Origin of the sequence: Bdellovibrio bacteriovorus, assembly GCF_002208115.1 — a bacterium.
GTDB classification, from domain to species: domain Bacteria; phylum Bdellovibrionota; class Bdellovibrionia; order Bdellovibrionales; family Bdellovibrionaceae; genus Bdellovibrio; species Bdellovibrio bacteriovorus_C.
Genome location: NZ_CP020946.1, coordinates 3,405,490 through 3,422,789, shown reverse-complemented (window position 1 = coordinate 3,422,789; position 17,300 = coordinate 3,405,490). Strand labels below are relative to the sequence as shown.

12 protein-coding genes are annotated in these 17,300 nt (G+C 47.4%); 10 read left to right on the top strand and 2 right to left on the bottom strand.

Annotated features, from left to right (window positions below; all coding sequences use genetic code 11):
* The first annotated feature begins 9 nt into the window (after positions 1 to 9).
* From B9G79_RS16405 to B9G79_RS16390, 4 genes are read left to right on the top strand one after another with little or no spacing between them, the layout of a single operon-like run.
* Positions 10 to 6,201, top strand: a complete 6,192-nt coding sequence (locus B9G79_RS16405) for a hypothetical protein (protein WP_198298023.1) — start codon at positions 10 to 12, stop codon at positions 6,199 to 6,201.
* On the top strand, positions 6,201 to 7,367 hold the full coding sequence (locus B9G79_RS16400) for a hypothetical protein (RefSeq protein WP_088566449.1): 1,167 nt from the start codon (positions 6,201 to 6,203) through the stop codon (positions 7,365 to 7,367). The genes B9G79_RS16405 and B9G79_RS16400 overlap by 1 nt, the downstream gene beginning before the upstream one ends.
* Before the next feature lie 6 nt (positions 7,368 to 7,373).
* Positions 7,374 to 8,780, top strand: coding sequence for a vWA domain-containing protein (locus tag B9G79_RS16395; protein WP_088566448.1), 1,407 nt, complete (start codon positions 7,374 to 7,376; stop codon positions 8,778 to 8,780).
* A gap of 51 nt (positions 8,781 to 8,831) precedes the next feature.
* Positions 8,832 to 10,028: a hypothetical protein gene (locus tag B9G79_RS16390; RefSeq protein WP_157678801.1), complete on the top strand. Its 1,197-nt coding sequence runs from the start codon at positions 8,832 to 8,834 to the stop codon at positions 10,026 to 10,028.
* Positions 10,029 to 10,074: 46 nt separating this feature from the next.
* Here B9G79_RS16390 and B9G79_RS16385 read toward each other — a convergent pair whose 3' ends face one another.
* A complete protein-coding gene (locus B9G79_RS16385; protein WP_088566446.1) occupies positions 10,075 to 10,485 on the bottom strand; it encodes a hypothetical protein in 411 nt (136 codons plus the stop codon).
* A 161-nt stretch (positions 10,486 to 10,646) separates the two neighbouring features.
* Between B9G79_RS16385 and B9G79_RS16380 the strand changes: the two genes are divergently transcribed.
* Together B9G79_RS16380 and B9G79_RS16375 are read left to right on the top strand one after the other, a co-directional pair.
* Positions 10,647 to 11,447, top strand: a complete 801-nt coding sequence (locus tag B9G79_RS16380; protein WP_088566445.1) for a motility protein A — start codon at positions 10,647 to 10,649, stop codon at positions 11,445 to 11,447.
* A gap of 2 nt (positions 11,448 to 11,449) precedes the next feature.
* Positions 11,450 to 12,409 (top strand): OmpA/MotB family protein, encoded by a 960-nt coding sequence (locus tag B9G79_RS16375; protein ID WP_088566444.1) that lies wholly within the window; start codon positions 11,450 to 11,452, stop codon positions 12,407 to 12,409.
* Here the strand turns inward: B9G79_RS16375 and B9G79_RS16370 are convergent.
* The gene (locus B9G79_RS16370; RefSeq protein WP_232468816.1) at positions 12,403 to 13,035 is read right to left on the bottom strand and encodes a hypothetical protein; all 633 of its coding nucleotides are present in this window, start codon (positions 13,033 to 13,035) and stop codon (positions 12,403 to 12,405) included. The genes B9G79_RS16375 and B9G79_RS16370 overlap by 7 nt on opposite strands.
* A gap of 95 nt (positions 13,036 to 13,130) precedes the next feature.
* Here B9G79_RS16370 and B9G79_RS16365 point away from each other — a divergent pair, with 95 nt between their 5' ends.
* Genes B9G79_RS16365 through B9G79_RS16350 form a run of 4 tightly spaced genes read left to right on the top strand, consistent with a single transcriptional unit; the run spans position 13,131 to position 17,295 of the window.
* Entirely contained in the window at positions 13,131 to 14,009 is an 879-nt protein-coding gene (locus tag B9G79_RS16365; protein WP_088566443.1) for a tetratricopeptide repeat protein, read from the top strand.
* Positions 14,009 to 14,584 carry a hypothetical protein gene (locus tag B9G79_RS16360; RefSeq protein ID WP_088566442.1) on the top strand — a complete coding sequence of 192 codons (576 nt, stop codon included), beginning with the start codon at positions 14,009 to 14,011 and terminating at the stop codon, positions 14,582 to 14,584. The genes B9G79_RS16365 and B9G79_RS16360 overlap by 1 nt, the downstream gene beginning before the upstream one ends.
* An 18-nt stretch (positions 14,585 to 14,602) precedes the next feature.
* Positions 14,603 to 15,571: a hypothetical protein gene (locus B9G79_RS16355; RefSeq protein ID WP_088566441.1), complete on the top strand. Its 969-nt coding sequence runs from the start codon at positions 14,603 to 14,605 to the stop codon at positions 15,569 to 15,571.
* The gene (locus B9G79_RS16350) at positions 15,568 to 17,295 is read left to right on the top strand and encodes a FliG C-terminal domain-containing protein (RefSeq protein WP_088566440.1); all 1,728 of its coding nucleotides are present in this window, start codon (positions 15,568 to 15,570) and stop codon (positions 17,293 to 17,295) included. The genes B9G79_RS16355 and B9G79_RS16350 overlap by 4 nt, the downstream gene beginning before the upstream one ends.
* Positions 17,296 to 17,300 lie beyond the last annotated feature (5 nt).

Below are 17,300 nucleotides of genomic sequence, written 5' to 3'. Positions count from 1 at the left end.
GGGGGATAAATGGGGAAAACAGCTGTACGTTTATTGCTAATGATCTCATTTGCTTTCACCACGGGTTGCCTGGAGGAAGCCAGTAAGACCAGCGAAATCGTTATTGATCCAGGGGCATTGATTCAAATCGATGCCACTGAAGTCCGTACTATTACTTCTGAAAAGTATTCGTTCTTCATTGCTGAATACAGTCAGACTACTGGTTTGATCAAGAACCTTGTCGATCTGTCGTCTTTGGAAAAAAAGAACCTGGTGCAAACCATTCTTCCCAAAGGGGTCAGTTCAAAAGGCCCGATGGTTCTGAAAACGATCATGGAATACAGCACCACCACCTGGTACAGCCTGATATTCCCGGATGTTGTGGTAAAACCAAGCCTTGAAAGCACATTGGCCTTCAATCTGATCTCCAACTATCCGGACCGTTCCATATCTTCTTATTCCTCTTTGGAATTCGAAAAAATTATTGCCTATATTACACAATTCAAAAAAGAACGTATGGAGCTTTTCGGTCTGCAGGAAGGCTTCAATACAGACCTGCTGTATGGATTCATTCGCAATGGTCTGTCGGTCGATCATACGTTCCTGGAACTTCTAAAAAATGATTTTCAGGTCAGTTTTAACTATGACGCCAATGGGGATGTGCTGAGTGCACCTTATCCGTTCGGTGTGAACAACCGTGCGCCGATTCTGGATGAAAAGTCTTCGACCAAGCTGGTGGATCAGCGCATTCGTGAACAAAAAGAGCTTTCCATGCGTGCCACGGCACGAGATCCCGAAGGCGATCAGCTGTTCTATGCGTGGCGTTTGGAAGGAACCCCTGTTGCTTCTGACGAAGGCCGGATGAGCTGGACTCCTGGCTATGATGACGGTCGTCTGGATCCTTTCCTGATCACTGTTTTGATTACTGATGGCGGTAAGATCCTGACGGCAAACTGGGATGTTTACGTTGAGGACGTCAATCGCCGTCCGATCAGCTATTTTGAATGCCCTAAAGAAGCCAGGGAAAATCAGGAATGGACCTGTACGGTTCAGTTCCTGGATGACGATGGCGATCCATTAAGTGTCGTGGTGGACAGTATCAGCGGATCGCGCCCGATCTATGTTGATGGGAATCCAAGTCCGGTGACCTTGACCGGCAAAACCCAGATCACCATGAAGTGGACGCCGAACAACGAAGATGCTCGTAAACGCTCTACGAACATTATTGCCCGTATCGAAGACGGTCGGGGTGGTTTGGCCATTGTCACTATTCCTCTGACAATTGTGGATATCAACTCGGCACCGGTCATTGCCGGACTGACACCTAAAGATCCGACGATGACTCCGGGCGAATGGGATACCTGTTCGGACCAGGATCCTTTGGGCCGTGATCCGTATACTTTCTATGTTGATATTACAGACCCGGACAACGTGGCGACGCCGGCTGCGGATCCAATGGATACGATGGAGATCACCATCGGTGGTACTTTGTTTGCGGATCTGACCGAAGTTCCGCCACGGGAAATCACAGCAGCCAGAACTCGTATTACATATACGTGGAAGCCAATGCGGGCCGCACTTAAGGGGAATATCACCGTCAGTGTGAAGGATAATCACGGAGGAATCAGTAAAGCTGAAGTCTTTGATCTGGAAGCTGAACCCCGTATCACCGTACCGTGTTTGCTGACCAGAGTTCCGCAGACAACCTTGAACTCTGTGAATCCACAGGTTATTCGTAATCTTGAGGCCACAAGCTATAGTGGCAGTCCGGTCTGGTTTGAGTTCTTCAGCTTTGATTCAACCAATTTGGACAGTTTGAAGCTTATGTATGACAATTCAACGGGCTACCCATTGGTGCTTAAAGAAACCATTTCCAGTGATGGTCCGGTGTACCGAAAAGAGGGTGGAACATTCCCGATGCGCACAGTGTTTGCGGGTGATGTTGCGATCAATAACGTTGCTGGCTATGTTGTATTTTCCCGGGCAACGACTCATACCGGTGATGTGGTTATTCCCAAGAATTTTGCTGTGACGACGACCAGTGGGGTTTCGGGAAATGTTGTTGCCTATAAGACTGCGCTTGCGGTGACTTTGAATGCACAGGATTTGAAAGCTTATATTCCGGTTGTGGCTGTAAACCGGGATGCCGCCGCAAATTCTGTGACGGTTCTGGGTTCTGCCTTGGCCGACGCGCAGATCGCAGTCAAAAATACCGCAGTGATTTCTGATCAGGGCCTGGTGACATTCTATCGTCCGGGAATATTTGCAACAGATGTCACGATTCCCAAAGGGTTCGTTGTGAAAACAACGGGCAATCCAAGTATTGAGTTTGAAATCCCGACCGCATTTGTTTTCCCGGCGGCAAGCAGCAGTGTATCTGTGCCGGTATGGCGAAAACGGATCACTTTTAATGCTGGCGATGCCATGAGTATCACCAGTGCCCAGCCCGGTGGGCCGGTGCTGTCCGCGACTACGGGATCTAATCTGGTTGACGTGAATGCGGGAAATATCTGGAAAGACGATAAGTTTCTCAGTGGAAACACCACTCGGGAATTCAAGTATCGTGCCTTGGATGGATATATTTCAGACCATGGAACAATCAACACGATCGTAAGTGCATTGCCTGCGGGGGCGGCGACTTTGACGGTGGACAATCCGGCGTCCTTGGCTTTGAGTAAGTTTACATTTGAAGGGAAAGTTCGTTTCAGCAGAACTTCCACCACGACTGCATTTACTATTCCTGCAGGATTTATCGTCCGCAACTCACTGTTTGCGCTTTACTCGGTCATTTCGCCGGTGAACTTTGCTGTCGGTCAAACGACAGCAGATGTTTGGGTGAAACGGACCTCTAATATCGGACGGTATGACACTTTAACATCTGATCCGCGCTATATTTCGGAGCTGCCATATCAGGTCCGCTATTCTTACTGGAACACATCTTCTCGTCTGGTTTCGTCGTCGGTCATTTATGCCAATGAAGGAATCGATCTGACAGATGGAATAGTCGAGCTGTCAGATTCCGGTTCAGGCATTCCGTCACCCTATTATCAAGTGGACCCTTACTGGTATCCGATCGACAAATTCGACTATTTTAGTATGGGTATTCAATCGGTGGGGACAGCTCCGCAAGGCGCTTATAAATTCTGTCGCGAGGCCGGAGCTACCTATGCTTCGACTTGTACACCTTGTACGAACACGGCGCCGGGAGCGGCTTATCAGGGTTACTTTGAAAGCTCCCGGTGTTATTTGCGCTATCAACCACATGATGAGGATCTGTCAGGGACATTCTCATTCAAGCTTACCGGTTACGAGTATCCATCCTGGTCTGGTGGATCGACATCTGCAGCCGCTATTATTCAGACGAACCTGAGTCTGGTGGTTGTTGAAAAGAACGTGGCTCCGATTTTGTCAGACAGCTCATTTGCACCTTTGGCAGCAGGGGTTGGAACGACCATTGCCAATCCTATCGATATGGGGACCTTCCAGGAGGGTAAAGAAGGATCTTTCTATTTCTATCTGAAGGATCCAAATCGCGGTACAGAATTGAAAACTGTCAGTGTATCACTGCTTGGTACGCGAGATCTTAAAAACGGAACTGATGGTGGTGCACCAGGAGTCAACGTCAGTCTGACGATCAATAAACGTGAAGATGACCCATCAGGTAAAGGTAGCCGTACGACGGCATTGTTTAAGTGGACGCCCACCGACGGTCATGCAAAGGCTTTTTCAGGTGCTGCCGGAATTATTCTGAAGATGCGTGCGACAGATGCCAGCACCAGTCCGGCTATTTCAAAATCACAGGACTTGTTCTTTAAAGTGCGTGTCGTAAATACCAATCAATATCCGACATTTGGCGGTATCGCCACAAACAATCAGCTGGCTATCGAGGCGGACACGTACTTCTATAAAGACTTCTTTGTGAACGACAAGGATATGAATATCCCTGGTGGCGGCACCTTTGTGACCAAGCTGACGTTGTGTAAAAATAATGATGGCACAAATTTGCTTCATCCGACGCTGGATACCAGCTCATCCTGGGTGACGACATGTCATGCGCAATCTAAAACCTGGTCTGAAGAGATCACCACTTTTGATCCAAGTTATAACAGAAATCTTGGGATCGCGACTTGCGTGAAAAATGGCGTTGTAAATCCTGACTTTGCCGTGCCGAAGCTTTACATCATGTCCACGGGAACAAATACTTCTTCCGGAGTTCGGTTCTACTATTATCGTCTTCAGTGGTGCCCGCAGCGTGGGCATATCGGAACTCATACGGCGACGCTTTATTTGACTGACAACGGAGATGTGGATAGGGATGGCGTCGCGCTGACTCCAACAGTCAGTTCGGCTCCTCTACGTTTGATTGTAAAAGCTCCGCCATACTTTATCAGTCCAAGAAGCGATCTGGCAGGTCAGCCGCTGCACTTTATGCCTCAGACGGCAGGTGGTCTGGCGACTTATCCATTTACTTATAAAACCATCGTCAGTAACTCACGGGGTAATACACTAACCTATACATTGTTGAATTCGCCACGGGCCTGTGGCGTGGCCAACGGGATGTGTGTGGACAGTAACGGTGTGATCACGTGGACACCTAAGATTCCCGATGATGTGACACCGTCTGGTGGCACAGGTCATGTGGTCAGAATTCAGATTAAAGACACCAAGACCAACGAGACTGATACGACATACTTTAATCTAATCGTGCAGGATCCTTATTCACCTCTAGAGCAGGCCCCGGTAATCAATAGCTATTTCCCGGCGTCTGACTCCGTTTTGGTGACTGAAAAGTCCGAGAGTACCTTCCAGGTTACTGCAACGGATTCAAATGCCAATGACACCCTTTTCTATCGTTGGTATGTGAACGGCGTCCTGACTGAAGATGAAGGACCTGAATTCAAATATAAGCCAAATGATTCAGCCGGTTCATTGGTGAACACTGGGCAGACCACGGCCGGTATTCAAAAAATTAAAGTTGAAGTGACAGACGGTAACTTTGTCACGACCCGTGAATGGACAGCGCGTGTACGAAACGTTTATCTTCTTGCGGAAAGCGTGTTTAATCTTTCCAATGCAAGGAAGGCGTCGCCATCCAGCTTTACGCCATCGTCCATCACCTGGTTGAATGAGGTTCCATACTCAGTAAATTCTGCCAGTGGAAATCTGGATCACTTGATTTTCTCTGGAAGCTATAAAAACGGTTCATCTTTGAAGAACTTTGTCTGGGACTTCCTGAGTATCAAAGGTGTGGCTCCAACTCCGAATGGATCTTTGAAGTCAGGTTCTGTCTGGAACTTCTATGAAACATTGCCTTGGGCGTCTGGATTCAGTACGCAACGTCTGGCAGTAGTGCAAACCAGTGCTTCTGCTTATAAAATCAATCTGGTTTCACAGCCGGGTCGCTCTGGACCCTACAGCACCACAGCTCAGGCAGTCAGTATCGCTGGAGGCGACCTGACGGCTTTGTCTTTGGGTTCAGGGAATAAGTGCGATGCCACCTGCTTTAAGCAGCTGTACACATCTACAAGTGCATCCGGCAACCGTATCGTCGCTTCATTCGGGGACTATGTCTTCTATGCTAGTGATGCTCAGGATGCTTTGTATTACGACTATCTTCTGCCAGGAAATGGCGGTTTGGTATATTCCTTCAATGCAGCCAAAGAAAAGATATCCGGCATGGCTTACAGTGCGAACCTGGACAGATTGTATGTGGCAACACAGCAGGAATCTCCAATACAGCACAAGATGTATGTCTTTAACGTCTATCCGGTTAAGTCAGGAAATCTTCCGACATTGGTAAGCAGCTTCAATATCTGGAATGGTCTGGCTGCGGATGTGGACACACGCCCTACAGACATCGTTCTGGATGATACGACCAACAAGGTCTATGTACTGTTGACCGGTACTGGCGAGATCGCCTCCTTCGCAGATGGCAGTGGCGTCACGCCGTTGGCTTCGGATCTGCAATTCTTCGGTAAGGGAACACTCAGTGCTTCACCATTTGATGTGGCCGGGCAGGGGCGAAGATTTGTGTTGAATTCAGCCGACCGGACTTTGGTAGGGACTATGAGAGATTCCAATCAGATATTTACCATGGATCTCACAAATAATAAGATATACACAAGCTCTGCCCCGAACCCTATTGATAGCATCGCGGTGTACACTTCGGGTCAGATTTTGTTAATCAGCCGCAGCACAGGAAATATCTACCGGGCTAAGTAATGCTTAAACTGCTTTGTGTAATTCTTCTTGGATTTTTCAGCAATGCGCAGGAATGGGGACTGAATCTGATACAAAGAGATTCGGTCCCGATTGTTAAAGTCGACAACGACATTCTTGTTGTGGACAGAACTCCACTGCTTCGTGTTGGTGATCTGATTTCAGTCGTCAGACTGTATGCTGATAACGTCGAGATCATCGCACAGGGATCAGTGGGAACTGTTCAGGACGGGAAACTTGTCTTGATACTTCAGCCGGGAACGCTCGTAAAAATTCCAACCACTAAAGATAGAGTTATCAATCTGGCCAGATTGACTCCTGGTGCTGTTGAACAGCCACCTCCAGAGTCCACCAGTCCGTTTCCCGAACCGGATCCCGAGACGTACGAGCCAGGATATATTCAGATACAAACCGGTTTGCTGAATGGAAATCTGTCAACGGTGACTTCAAACAGAGCCAATGGTTTCAAGACATTCGACTACAGCTATCTGAACACCCATTTTGAATGGTACATAGATTTTTTGTGGCGCTTTGGAATCGAATTTGATCAATACGGCGCCAAGATCCCATTGAAATCCTACAACAGGACCCTGGAGCAGACGTCCTATTCCGAAATGAGAATGGCTCTGCACTACAGATTTCTTCCGATTTGGAAAGAGCTAAGACCTACGGTAAAGCTGATTTCATTAAGTGGCGAATTCGTCACTGAGAATGATGACGAAAATGTTCTGGGTACAAAAACTTCGGGTTTGGGTCTGGGTGGCCGATTCACTTATTTATTGGGTGACCCTTTGTTTAAATCCACGAAGGGGTTTGACTGGTCATGGAACCGTATCTATGCCGACATAAATCTTTTCCCCGAGGTGACCTTCAGCGACAGCGGAGTTACCCGCGGCAGTACGGGCAAAGGGCAGATTTATGAAATCACGCTTGGAACGACAGCACTGATGCATATTCAGGCGATTCCGTGGGTGAAACGCTGGCAGGTGGATGTTCTGGCGGGAGTACGGCAGGATTCCATGTCATTCTCCGGCGAAGTGGTTGATCCCGCTGACGGATTCTATAATATTCCGCCAGGGCAGTCGTATGGTGAGTCTCAAACCTTCTTTAAAATCATGTTTGGTGCGCGTCTGGATGACTTTGTCAGCCGCTTCTTCAAGCCAAGGTAGGCCGATATGAAAATGCTTTATGTCTGGGTGCTGCTTGCTCTGATTATTTCCGGGCACGCTTATGCTGACAATGACACTGTTCCGGCGGGTGCAACTCGCCTGCAAAAATCGGATATGCTCGATGAGCTTGATTTTGATCCCGCAGCAGTGAAAGCCAAGCATGCGGTTGAGGCGTTTACCGAGGAAATGAAGTCCAGTGAGCAGACGCCTTTGGTTTCTTTTTTGATAGACAGCTCCGGTTCCATGGGTCAGGAAATGTCCGGAAACAAAACCAAGATTTACATTCTGAAAAAGATTCTTTCCAAGTATCTGCTGTCCCAGTGGACAGAAAAGAGCTCCAGTGGATTGCGGGTTTTTGGGTCTCAAAGGAAAAAAGACTGCAAAGACATCAAACTGGTGCTGACGCCGGGACAGTCGCAGCTGGGTCAGATTCAGATGTCGGTGCAGAATCTTGAGCCTGTTGGCATGACCCCGATCGGAAAGTCACTGCAGGCTTCTTACAATGACATCAAACACTACGCAGGCCCGAAAAGAATTGTGCTCTTTACCGACGGTGAGGAAACCTGTGGTGAAGATCCCTGCAAAATCATGAAGCAGATCAAGGACAGTGGTACGGATCTGAAGGTTTTTGTTGTGGCTCTGGGACTAGCCAACCAGGCCGACACCCTGATGAAACTTCAGTGCATCGGAGACATGAGTCAGGCCGACAGTGAAAGCGAACTCGATAACAAGATGAACGAACTTGATAAGATGCTTAATCCCAACAAGAATCTTTTTGTGGTCAGCCCGGATCCTGACGCCACGGTGTTTCTGTTCAGGGAAGGGAATGAGAAAGAGCTCTATCGCAAGTTCCAGGCGCGGATCGGGATTGAGGTGCCTCCGGGGCGCTATACGGCGATTGTGAATCTTCGCCCGAAATACCGTTTTGCCACATTCACGGTGTTGCCCAAAAGAAAGGTCACCTTGCGTGTTGTCGGCGATGGATTCTTCAAGGCGAACTTCTTAAACAAGCTGATGAAAATTCAATTGCTGGATCGCGAGACAAAGAAGGTGGTTAAGTCCTTCACCAGTGATGAAAGGGTTTCCCTGCCCACTGGAAAGTGGAACATGCGATTTTACCGCGAGCCGTTCTTTGAAAAGATCGTCGAGGACTATCTGATTATTCCTGACGGTGACTATATTTATGACGTTAATGAGGCGTCGGCCTTCTTTGTCGAGGATAAGATCGTGCGAGGCTTGTATCTGTACGACAATGGTGAGAGGCTGATAGGGAACTATCTGACTAACTTCCCGTTTATTCTTAAAGCCGGCGCTTATCAGGTCAAGGTCGATGACAAGTGCTTCTTTAAGGAACTTGCCAGCACCGGAAAACGGGAACTTATCAAAGTAAGCTGTATTAGCCCGAAAAAGTAACAGGAAAGCTTTCAAATGGACAGGAAAGTGAAGAATAGCAAAGTGCCGTTAATGATTAAGATGCCAGCCCTGATGGCGGTGGTGGTGATCCTGGGTGTGGGACTTGTTACTTTTCTGGATGACGGAATGCCGCAGAAGGCCGCACCGCTGATATGTAAAATCGAAAATGAAGGTCATTTGAAGTATGAAGGACAGCCGGTGTCTTTTGCGTCCCACCTGTTCAGAAGTTCAGATGGTCGGTACTACTTCGGCGGTCTGGATTCAAAGTCTGAAAAGTGGCGCTTGATGAGAATCGGATTCTCTCAGGAAATGGCACCTTATCTTGAACAGATCAGTTCATCTGACAATGATCTTTTGCCTGGTGGTGGTGACCATTTTTCACTTGTTGGTTCCTTCGGAAATGTCGCCGTTGTTCGCGGGGAGTATGAAGGCAGGGAAAAGTACTTCCCGGTTGTGATCAGTGAAGAAAAAATTCAACCCAAAAGCAGCATGGCCTTGTGTAATCTGCCTTGGAGTCCGGATGCAGAGTGGACGCAGTTGAATGACAAGAATCTGCTGGTGACTCAAGGTGGTGTCCTTGGGTTCTACGATGTTTTCACCATGAAAGGTCTCGTGCCTCGAGGGGGAGCTCAAACGCCGGATTCCATACTGACGGTGGGTGGTGCGAATGCACTGACGTACAGTCAATGTTCCGAATTGCAGGGAAATAGCAAAGCCCGGGTGCGTATTTCCAGACAGGTGATCGCTTACACCTCCGGAGATAAACCAGAGATTTCAGTTTATCAAAGTGATGCCAAAGAGCTTTCATTAAAGCCATCCACAGTCAGTTTGCCGGTGGAATTCTTTGGTTCCTTTATGGTCGCTGGTAAAAACTTTTTCGGCCATAGAATCAGCGGAATGCTGGATGCCGGTGAGCGCTGGCAGTTTTCCCCTTTAGTGGATGGGAGTCTGGACAGTTCGCGAAAGTATGAGACTTTGAAGCCAGTGGACTTCAAGCGAGTCACCGATGAAGACGGAAATCTGGTGGAAAAAGACTTGTGGTTGGCGGAAGAGGCCCGCGAGAACATCTTCTGGAGAAGGAGCTATGTTTCCCGCCTGATTGAACCCAATCAGGTTGTCAGGTATTCCGTCGGCTTTAAACTTCCTCCGGCAAAGGAAAAGTTTTTATGGGAGCCAATGCCTGGTGGGCGGCATTTGTTCGTAATGAACAAGGATGATGTCAGTTATAAAGTCATCAAGTGTGATTAAGAAAAATAAAAAACCCGGTGCATGTCAGCCCGGGTTTTTTTTGTTACTAAACGAAATCCATTGTTTTTTCCGTCATTGGATAGCGTACTCGCATGGCTTCTCCGGAGCTCTTTTCCCAATAGGACTTTTTGTCAGTTTCAGCCTCTTCAGCTTCCAGAACAGGCTCTTGTGCCTTGACCACCTTTTGGGCCAGATAAACCATCTGAACTTTGGTGACTTCAAGCTCTTTTCTCAGCTTTTGTTCTGACATGATTGACTGATTCCAAAGGTGATTGATGCCTTCCACGTCAGACAGAGCCTGATTCAGTCTTTGGTTGAGCTTGTCTTTTTGCTCTTGAAGCTCTTTGATCGTTGATTGGGAGCGTTTTTCGAAATTGATCCGTCGGAGTTCCTTAAGGATCAGACACATCTCAATCAGAAAGATTCCCAGGCATGAATAAAGAATAATCTCAGTCATTTATTCCCCTCTGTAAAAGGCGCAATACACCCCTTTCAGTATATTATGAGCCGAGTGCAGATGTAGAAGCAAAACGCGAGAAATTACCAAATCTACACCTAGGGTCAGTAAAGGACTCTTGCCGCCGGTCGATAAGACTAATGTAGAAAACCGGAGGTTTTATGAATTTAGCGGGTTTATTGGGAATTCTTGCAGCGGTGGGGATTGCAGTTTACTCAATCCTTGATTCCACCAAGAATCCAATCGTTTTTGCCAATGTGCATGCAGTTGTCCTGGTTGTGGGTGGTACGATCACAGTGGCATTGTTGAGCTTCAACTTCAGAAGCCTGGCTGGCGCTGCTAAGATCATCATTCGTAAAGTGCTGGGTCGTGAGCGTATCGACTATCTTGGTGCTATCGAAAACATTGTTGAGATCTCTGAGGCCTATCGTAAAGACAGCCGTTCCATCACTCAGGCTTTAAGACCCAATGCGCATCCATTTCTGAAGGACGGCGTGAAACTTCTGGCTGACTATGGATTCAATCAGGAAGAGCTTGATGATGTTCTTTCGAATGCATTGCGCGGAAAAAGAAAACGTGACGAAGAGGAAACCAAAGTATGGCAGACCATGGCTCGTTTCCCGCCGGCATTCGGTCTTTTGGGTGCGACCTTGGGTATGATTGGTTTGCTTGAAACATTGGGCGAGCCGGGAGCTCAGGATCGTATCGGTCCCGCGATGGCAGTCGCTCTGGTGGCAACTTTCTACGGTTTGGCCGTGGCCAACCTTGTTTTGATTCCATTGAGCGAAAAGCTGCAAACGGTTTCTCAGGCGGATCTGACTCTTCGGGAGATCATTAAAGAGGGCGTTTTGCTGGTACAGGCAAAAAAACATCCGGTCTTTATCAAAGAGTATCTTCAGTCCTTCTTACCTCCGCATCAACGTGAAGATTCATCTGCACCGGTTCAAAGTAAGGCGGCTTAATTATGAGTGGCAGTTCAGGTCATAGAAGAAGAAAACCTCATGAGGAGCCGCACACGCACAATGCGGCTCATGACGAATCCAACTGGCTGGTCAGCTATGCGGATATGATGACCCTGCTTTTTGGATTCTTCGTTCTTATGTATTCCATGAGCCGGTTCGACAGCAATAAATTCGATCTGGTCAGCAAAGAGATTGCAAAATATTTTGGTGGTAACGTGTCCCAGAGCTCTCTGATGATTGTAGAGCAGAAGATCGTTAACATTCTAAAGGGTTCCGGTGAAATGCAGGGGGTTGAAATCTCCCGAGGCAATGACCCGAATACACTTGCATTGAAATTTGACGGTTCTGTTTTGTTTGAATCCGGAGCTGTTGATCTGAAGCCGGCGGCGGCGCCAACTCTGAATAAAGTGGTGGCGGCTATCAAGTCGGTGAAGGGCGTTGAAAAGATCAGCATTGAAGGTCATACGGATAACGATCCTTTTGTTGCCTCTGATGGTCCAATCAGATCCAACTGGGAACTTTCGGCTCTTCGTGCCAGCTCGGTGCTGCGGTACTTTGAAGAGCGTTATGTGGATTCAAAGATCATGTCGGCAACCGGCTATGGCCAGACAAGGCCTTTAAAGCCGAACCAGGATGAAAAGGGCGCTGACATTGCTGCCAACAAGGCGGAAAACCGCCGGGTGATTGTGACGTTGACGTTGAATGATGCCGAAGCGGCATACAAACTGCAGCAGAAACAATTCACGAAGAAGCTGACAGCCAAGGAGGTTGAAGAGCAGAAGCGTGAAGCGGAACTTCAGGAAAGAATGAAGAACGCTCAGGCCAAGTATCAGCAGATGCAGGAAAAGTACAAGGCAGCTCAGGAAGAAAAACGCAAGCAGCAGCAGCTGGAGCGTATGGAAAAGCAAATCCGTCAACTAGAGAAGAAGACGGAAGAGTTCCAAAAAGACCTGACTCAGTAGTAGGAAGTCACAAAGGCAAGAGAGAACATGTAGCCTGAATAGCTGAGTTCCTTGCTTAATGCGGAGAGAGTTCCATCTCTCTTCGCAAGTTCTGCCGAAATAAGCATATTCGGTTTAATTGGGTACTCATACCCGAAACCAATCATTAATTCATAGACAGTCGAGCTTGGAGCAAAAGAGTTGGACTGTACTTCTTTGTCGATTTTATTGAGATTGAAATTCACAGGAGTGAAGCTGGCAAAAGTAAAAATGCCTGGTTTCGATTTTTGTGTCAGGACGTCTCCGTCAGCAACCTCATAAGCCGAAGTCAGTCCGCGAAGATAGTAGTATCCACTGACGCCAATTCCGGAAATCGGTGTGGCACCATAGTTACTGCTCATGTCAGCTAAAAAGTGAAAACCTATACGAGAGTTTAGTGAGGAAATGTTCCATAGCACCGATGGCTGGATCGTAATCATGGACCCCAAAGGTTCATTCTGGACCAGCTCTCCTGCATTAACAGTCAGCATGGACATTCCCAACTTGGCTTTTAGTACAGGTGCTTCAAGCTCAGCTCGAAGCTGCGGGCTGTATAGGGCAGCGGCCAGGAAAAAAAGTAAGAACGATGGAAAGAACCTAAACCGCATGGGCCGCCCTTCAGAATTAGTTTTCTTTAAAAACTGTATATGTGTTAATCTAAAAATGTCAATATTGTGAGACTCTATGGATGGAGGTCCGATCTATGCAGCTGAAAAGGCAACTAGGATTGTTGTCGTTGGTTGGTTTTATTTTTGCGTTTACTGCATGCGCTGGAAAATATTCCGTCAAGTCATATCCTGCTGGTTCAAAGGTTTATATCAAAGACGTACAAAGCCAGGAAAAGAAGTTTCTTGGAATTGCTCCGCTGCAAGTACAGGAAGAATCAAAACTTGGTGATGTCTTCTTCCTGATCTTTGAGAAACAGAACTATCGAACAAAAGAAGTCATGGTGAAGGTGAACGAAGGCGAAAGTATCGCTGTTGCCACTCGTCTGGATCCATTGACTGATGATGAAAAGAAGGCCGAAGAACTTGCTGCCAACGAGGAAAAAAAGCCGGATCAGCAAAAGCCTGAGGATAAAAACAAAAAACCAGAAGATAAAAAAATGGAAGAACTTCTGGCGGAAATGCAAGAGCTGAAATTGCGCGTGGCCCTGCTTGAAAATACAAGTTCATTCTATAAAGATGCTCTTTTCTCTCCACGTCTTTCCGGCGGCATGCCGAGCGTGGATCGGGATCGTGCTGACAAGGTTGTCGGATTGGTTTTCCAGGGACAGCAGGCCATCATGAAGGGTGACTATCAGAAAGCTCTGGATCAGATCGACAAGGCCTTGCAGCTGGACGAATACTCCAATAATGGCTGGTTGTTGAAGGGCTCCGTAAAGTACCTGATGAAAGACTATCAGGGAGCGCGCCTGGCTTGGGAGCGCACTCTTAAGCTGGATCCTTATAATAAAGTCGCTTATCAGTATCTGTCTGATGTTTATAAGAAACTGAACCTGGGGCCATTGCCGACAAACGGCACTGAAATGAGATACCCGGCATCCAACGTGGAAATTGAAGAGAGAAAGAAAGTTCGTTGATGAAGTACCTTGTTGTCGCGTTGCTCACACTCGTTACCGTACCTTCATGGGCCTACCTTACGTCTGATTGGGACGTAAGTCTGGGCACTTCTTCTTTGAACTACTCCTATGGTGACCTGAGTGATTCTTTGGATTCAGCGACTACGGTCGAGGTCAATTACAGTATTAACAGCAGCGCGATGAACAGCGCATTTACGGTTTCCTTTACGGAAATGATGGGTTCCGGCGGACAGCAGATTCCCTATACCCGCATTTCATTTGGTGGTCGTTACTACTTCTTGGGTCTGAACGGACAAAAGCTGATTTTGGACAGTCGGGCTGATGCCAGGGTCTGGAGACCGACACCTTTTGCCGGAATCAATCTGGGTATGAGCAATCTTTCAGTAGAGGGATTTAATGCCACATTCATGGATTATACTTTGCGCGGAGGAGTTGAGATTCCTCTGGCGTCAGATACCTTGTTGATCGGACAGGTTGTTTTTGGAGGAAGTCTGAGTTCGTCTGGTGAAGTCGGAGAAGAGGTTGCTTACAGCAATTTTACTTTACTGGCGGGACTGCGGTTTACCTCATTTTAGAAGACAAAGGATTTCAGGATGAAGTTCGGAGCTAAGAAAATTGCACTTGGGATTTCAACATTGGCCGTGGTTGGGGCTGGGGCCTGGTACTTTGTTTTCTCCAACAGAAAGCCTTCGGGAACTTCCGTCGGTCTGACTAACTGGGAGCAGTTGAAAAAAACGCATAACGGTGCGGTGAGAACTCATATGGACTCGCCGGCAGGCAAGGCGTGGACTGGAAAGAATTTTGAAAACCTGAAGCAGAGCTTTGGTGTCGAAAAGTCCAAAAGAGACAATGAGCGGTTCTTCAGAGCCAGTATCTATATTCTTGATGCAGCGAAAATCGAATGGCTGGAAAGTGACCAGGTCGGACTGAATGATCTTAAACTGCACATTGCAAGATTCATATGCCAGGATCGCGCGCAGTTGGTGGGAGATGATGCCAAGGCAGTTCGTTATGCCGTTTCAGTTCTGACGAAATTGGGTGTGGATGAAGAAAGCAGAAAGGTGCTGGAAAAAACCTACCTTTCCACCAAAGACGCGAATCAGAAGGACAGCATTTCTGAGCTGTTGATTGCAATGGATCCCATGCCAGCTCTGGCAAAAAAAGAACTGGATAAAGATATTGCTCCCAAAGGAAACATCTTGGAGGGGTTGCGTCTTTTGACTAAAGTCAAAGATGAGCATTTTAAAAGAAACTCTCTCACAAAAATTTACCAGAACTATGGCAGTTATCCGGAAAAGGTGAGGCCGCGTGTTTTTAAACATCTGGTTATTCACCGAAAAGATGTTGATGGTGATCTTAAGAAGTATCTGGCTAAAAAAGTGGACCTTGAAAGTGAAGAGAAGACAGATGCGTTTCTGACGGGCCTTCGGGCTTTGGGCGTTGCGGACCAGTACAAGTCGGAATTGAGCAAGATTGTGGAAGGTTCCCCGCATCCACACATGAGAACTTTTGCTGAAGTGTTGTTGAGTGAAGTACAAATGAAAGACAAGGGAATGCAATGAAGACGTTTTTAACATTACTGTTTTTACTTGTCGGCCCGTTGGGGGCTCAGGCTCAGTATATAGAAGAGATTGGAACACTTGAGACTATTTACGAGACTCGGGCTCGTTCGGTCTTGAATACAATTCTTCGTCCGACAGACTATACTCTTGTAGTTTCGGTTGAACTCGATCGCGACGATAAAAAGCTGAAAGAGTATCAGGACGAGGTTGAAGCTCAGTATCTTCCCGGAATGCCATTGATGGGCGAAGCCCCAGCGATGCCAAAGTCAGCCAACCGCCTGCATGAAATGAAGGCGCGCACTGATATTCATGTGGTTCTTTCCCGCAATGTGAATCCTGACGTTGAAAAAGTGATCAAGGACCTTCTGGTATCCAAACTTCATCTGGACATGCAGTCCGGTGACACAGTGGCGTTGAAGCGAATTGAGCTTCCGGCGGATCCGACTGTTGAAAAGAAACCTACGGAGCTGCCCGAGCTAACATGGAAAATGTGGGCTTTGATCGTTGTCGTATCTTTGCTGGCCCTGTCTGGTCTGATGTTCTGGGCATGGAGACGTGGTCAGTCCAAAGAAAATCCAAAAGATCTTAAAGAGATTCACGAATACGCACACGGTCCTGAAGATAAAAAAGATGAATCTGGAGAAACCAAAGAGGTTGTGGCCGCTGGATCAGAACCGAATGCCGGCGAAATGGAAGTTGAGATGGATCTGTTGTCCATCAAGCAACATGTTATCAGTATTGCAACCCAGTATCCTCAGTTGTCCTCCAAGTCCATTTCTGATTTTGTCCTGAAAGGGCATTCTCACGAAGTAACGCTGTTCATGGAGTTCTTGGGTTGGGATACGTCCAAAAAGATCTATACAGATATCCCAGCGGTGGCTTGGGCGCGTATTGGTCAGGCGATCAAGAATAAGAAGGCTGATCCAACGAAATCTGAAATGGAGACCGCCGTTCGCGATGTTTATAAAGTGATCCTGGCAGACTATATCCAGCATCAGATGGAAAACGAAGATGAAAATCCATTCATGTTCGTATTGAAGATGAAGCCGGAAGAGCGAAATCACCTTCTGGAAAAGGAAAGCGCTTCCAATGTTGCAGTCCTTTGTTTGAATGCGCCTCCTGAGGTTACATCCGATATTATTTCCTCGCTGGGGGGTGAAAAGAAGTCCCGGGTTCTTTCAGAACTGACAAGAATTGAAAAGCTTCCTCAGGATGTGATCAAGTCGGTCGAAGCCTCCTTCAAGGCAAGAATTGCTGAGATGAAAGCCAGTCCGGAACTGCGAGTGGAAGGGGCTTCTGTTCTTGCCCGGGTTGTTCGCGGAATGTCACCGGAAGAAGAGATGGATATCCTCAAGCTCTTTGAAGAGGAAAACCCCGAGGAGTTCGATCGTATTCGCAGGGTGATTATGGTCTTCTCTGACTTGAAGATTCTGGGTACAGAGCTGCTTTCGGAACTGTTTGATTCCTATGACACTGACGTGATCTATGCCGCTTTGTATAGATCAAAGGCCGATGTGCAGAGTGCGGTTTTGGCGGCGTTGCCTCAGAAAAAGGCGATGTTGGTAGAGCGTGATCTGCAGGATGGTGTGGTCGTTCCGCAAAAGAGCATCACGTCCAGAACCAGACGGGAAGTTTGTATCAAAGCTGAAGAGGTTTTGATGTCACGATCGGTTCGCCTGAGTGATCTGGTGGACGGTAATGTTGTAATGGGTAAAACAGCCTAGGTTTT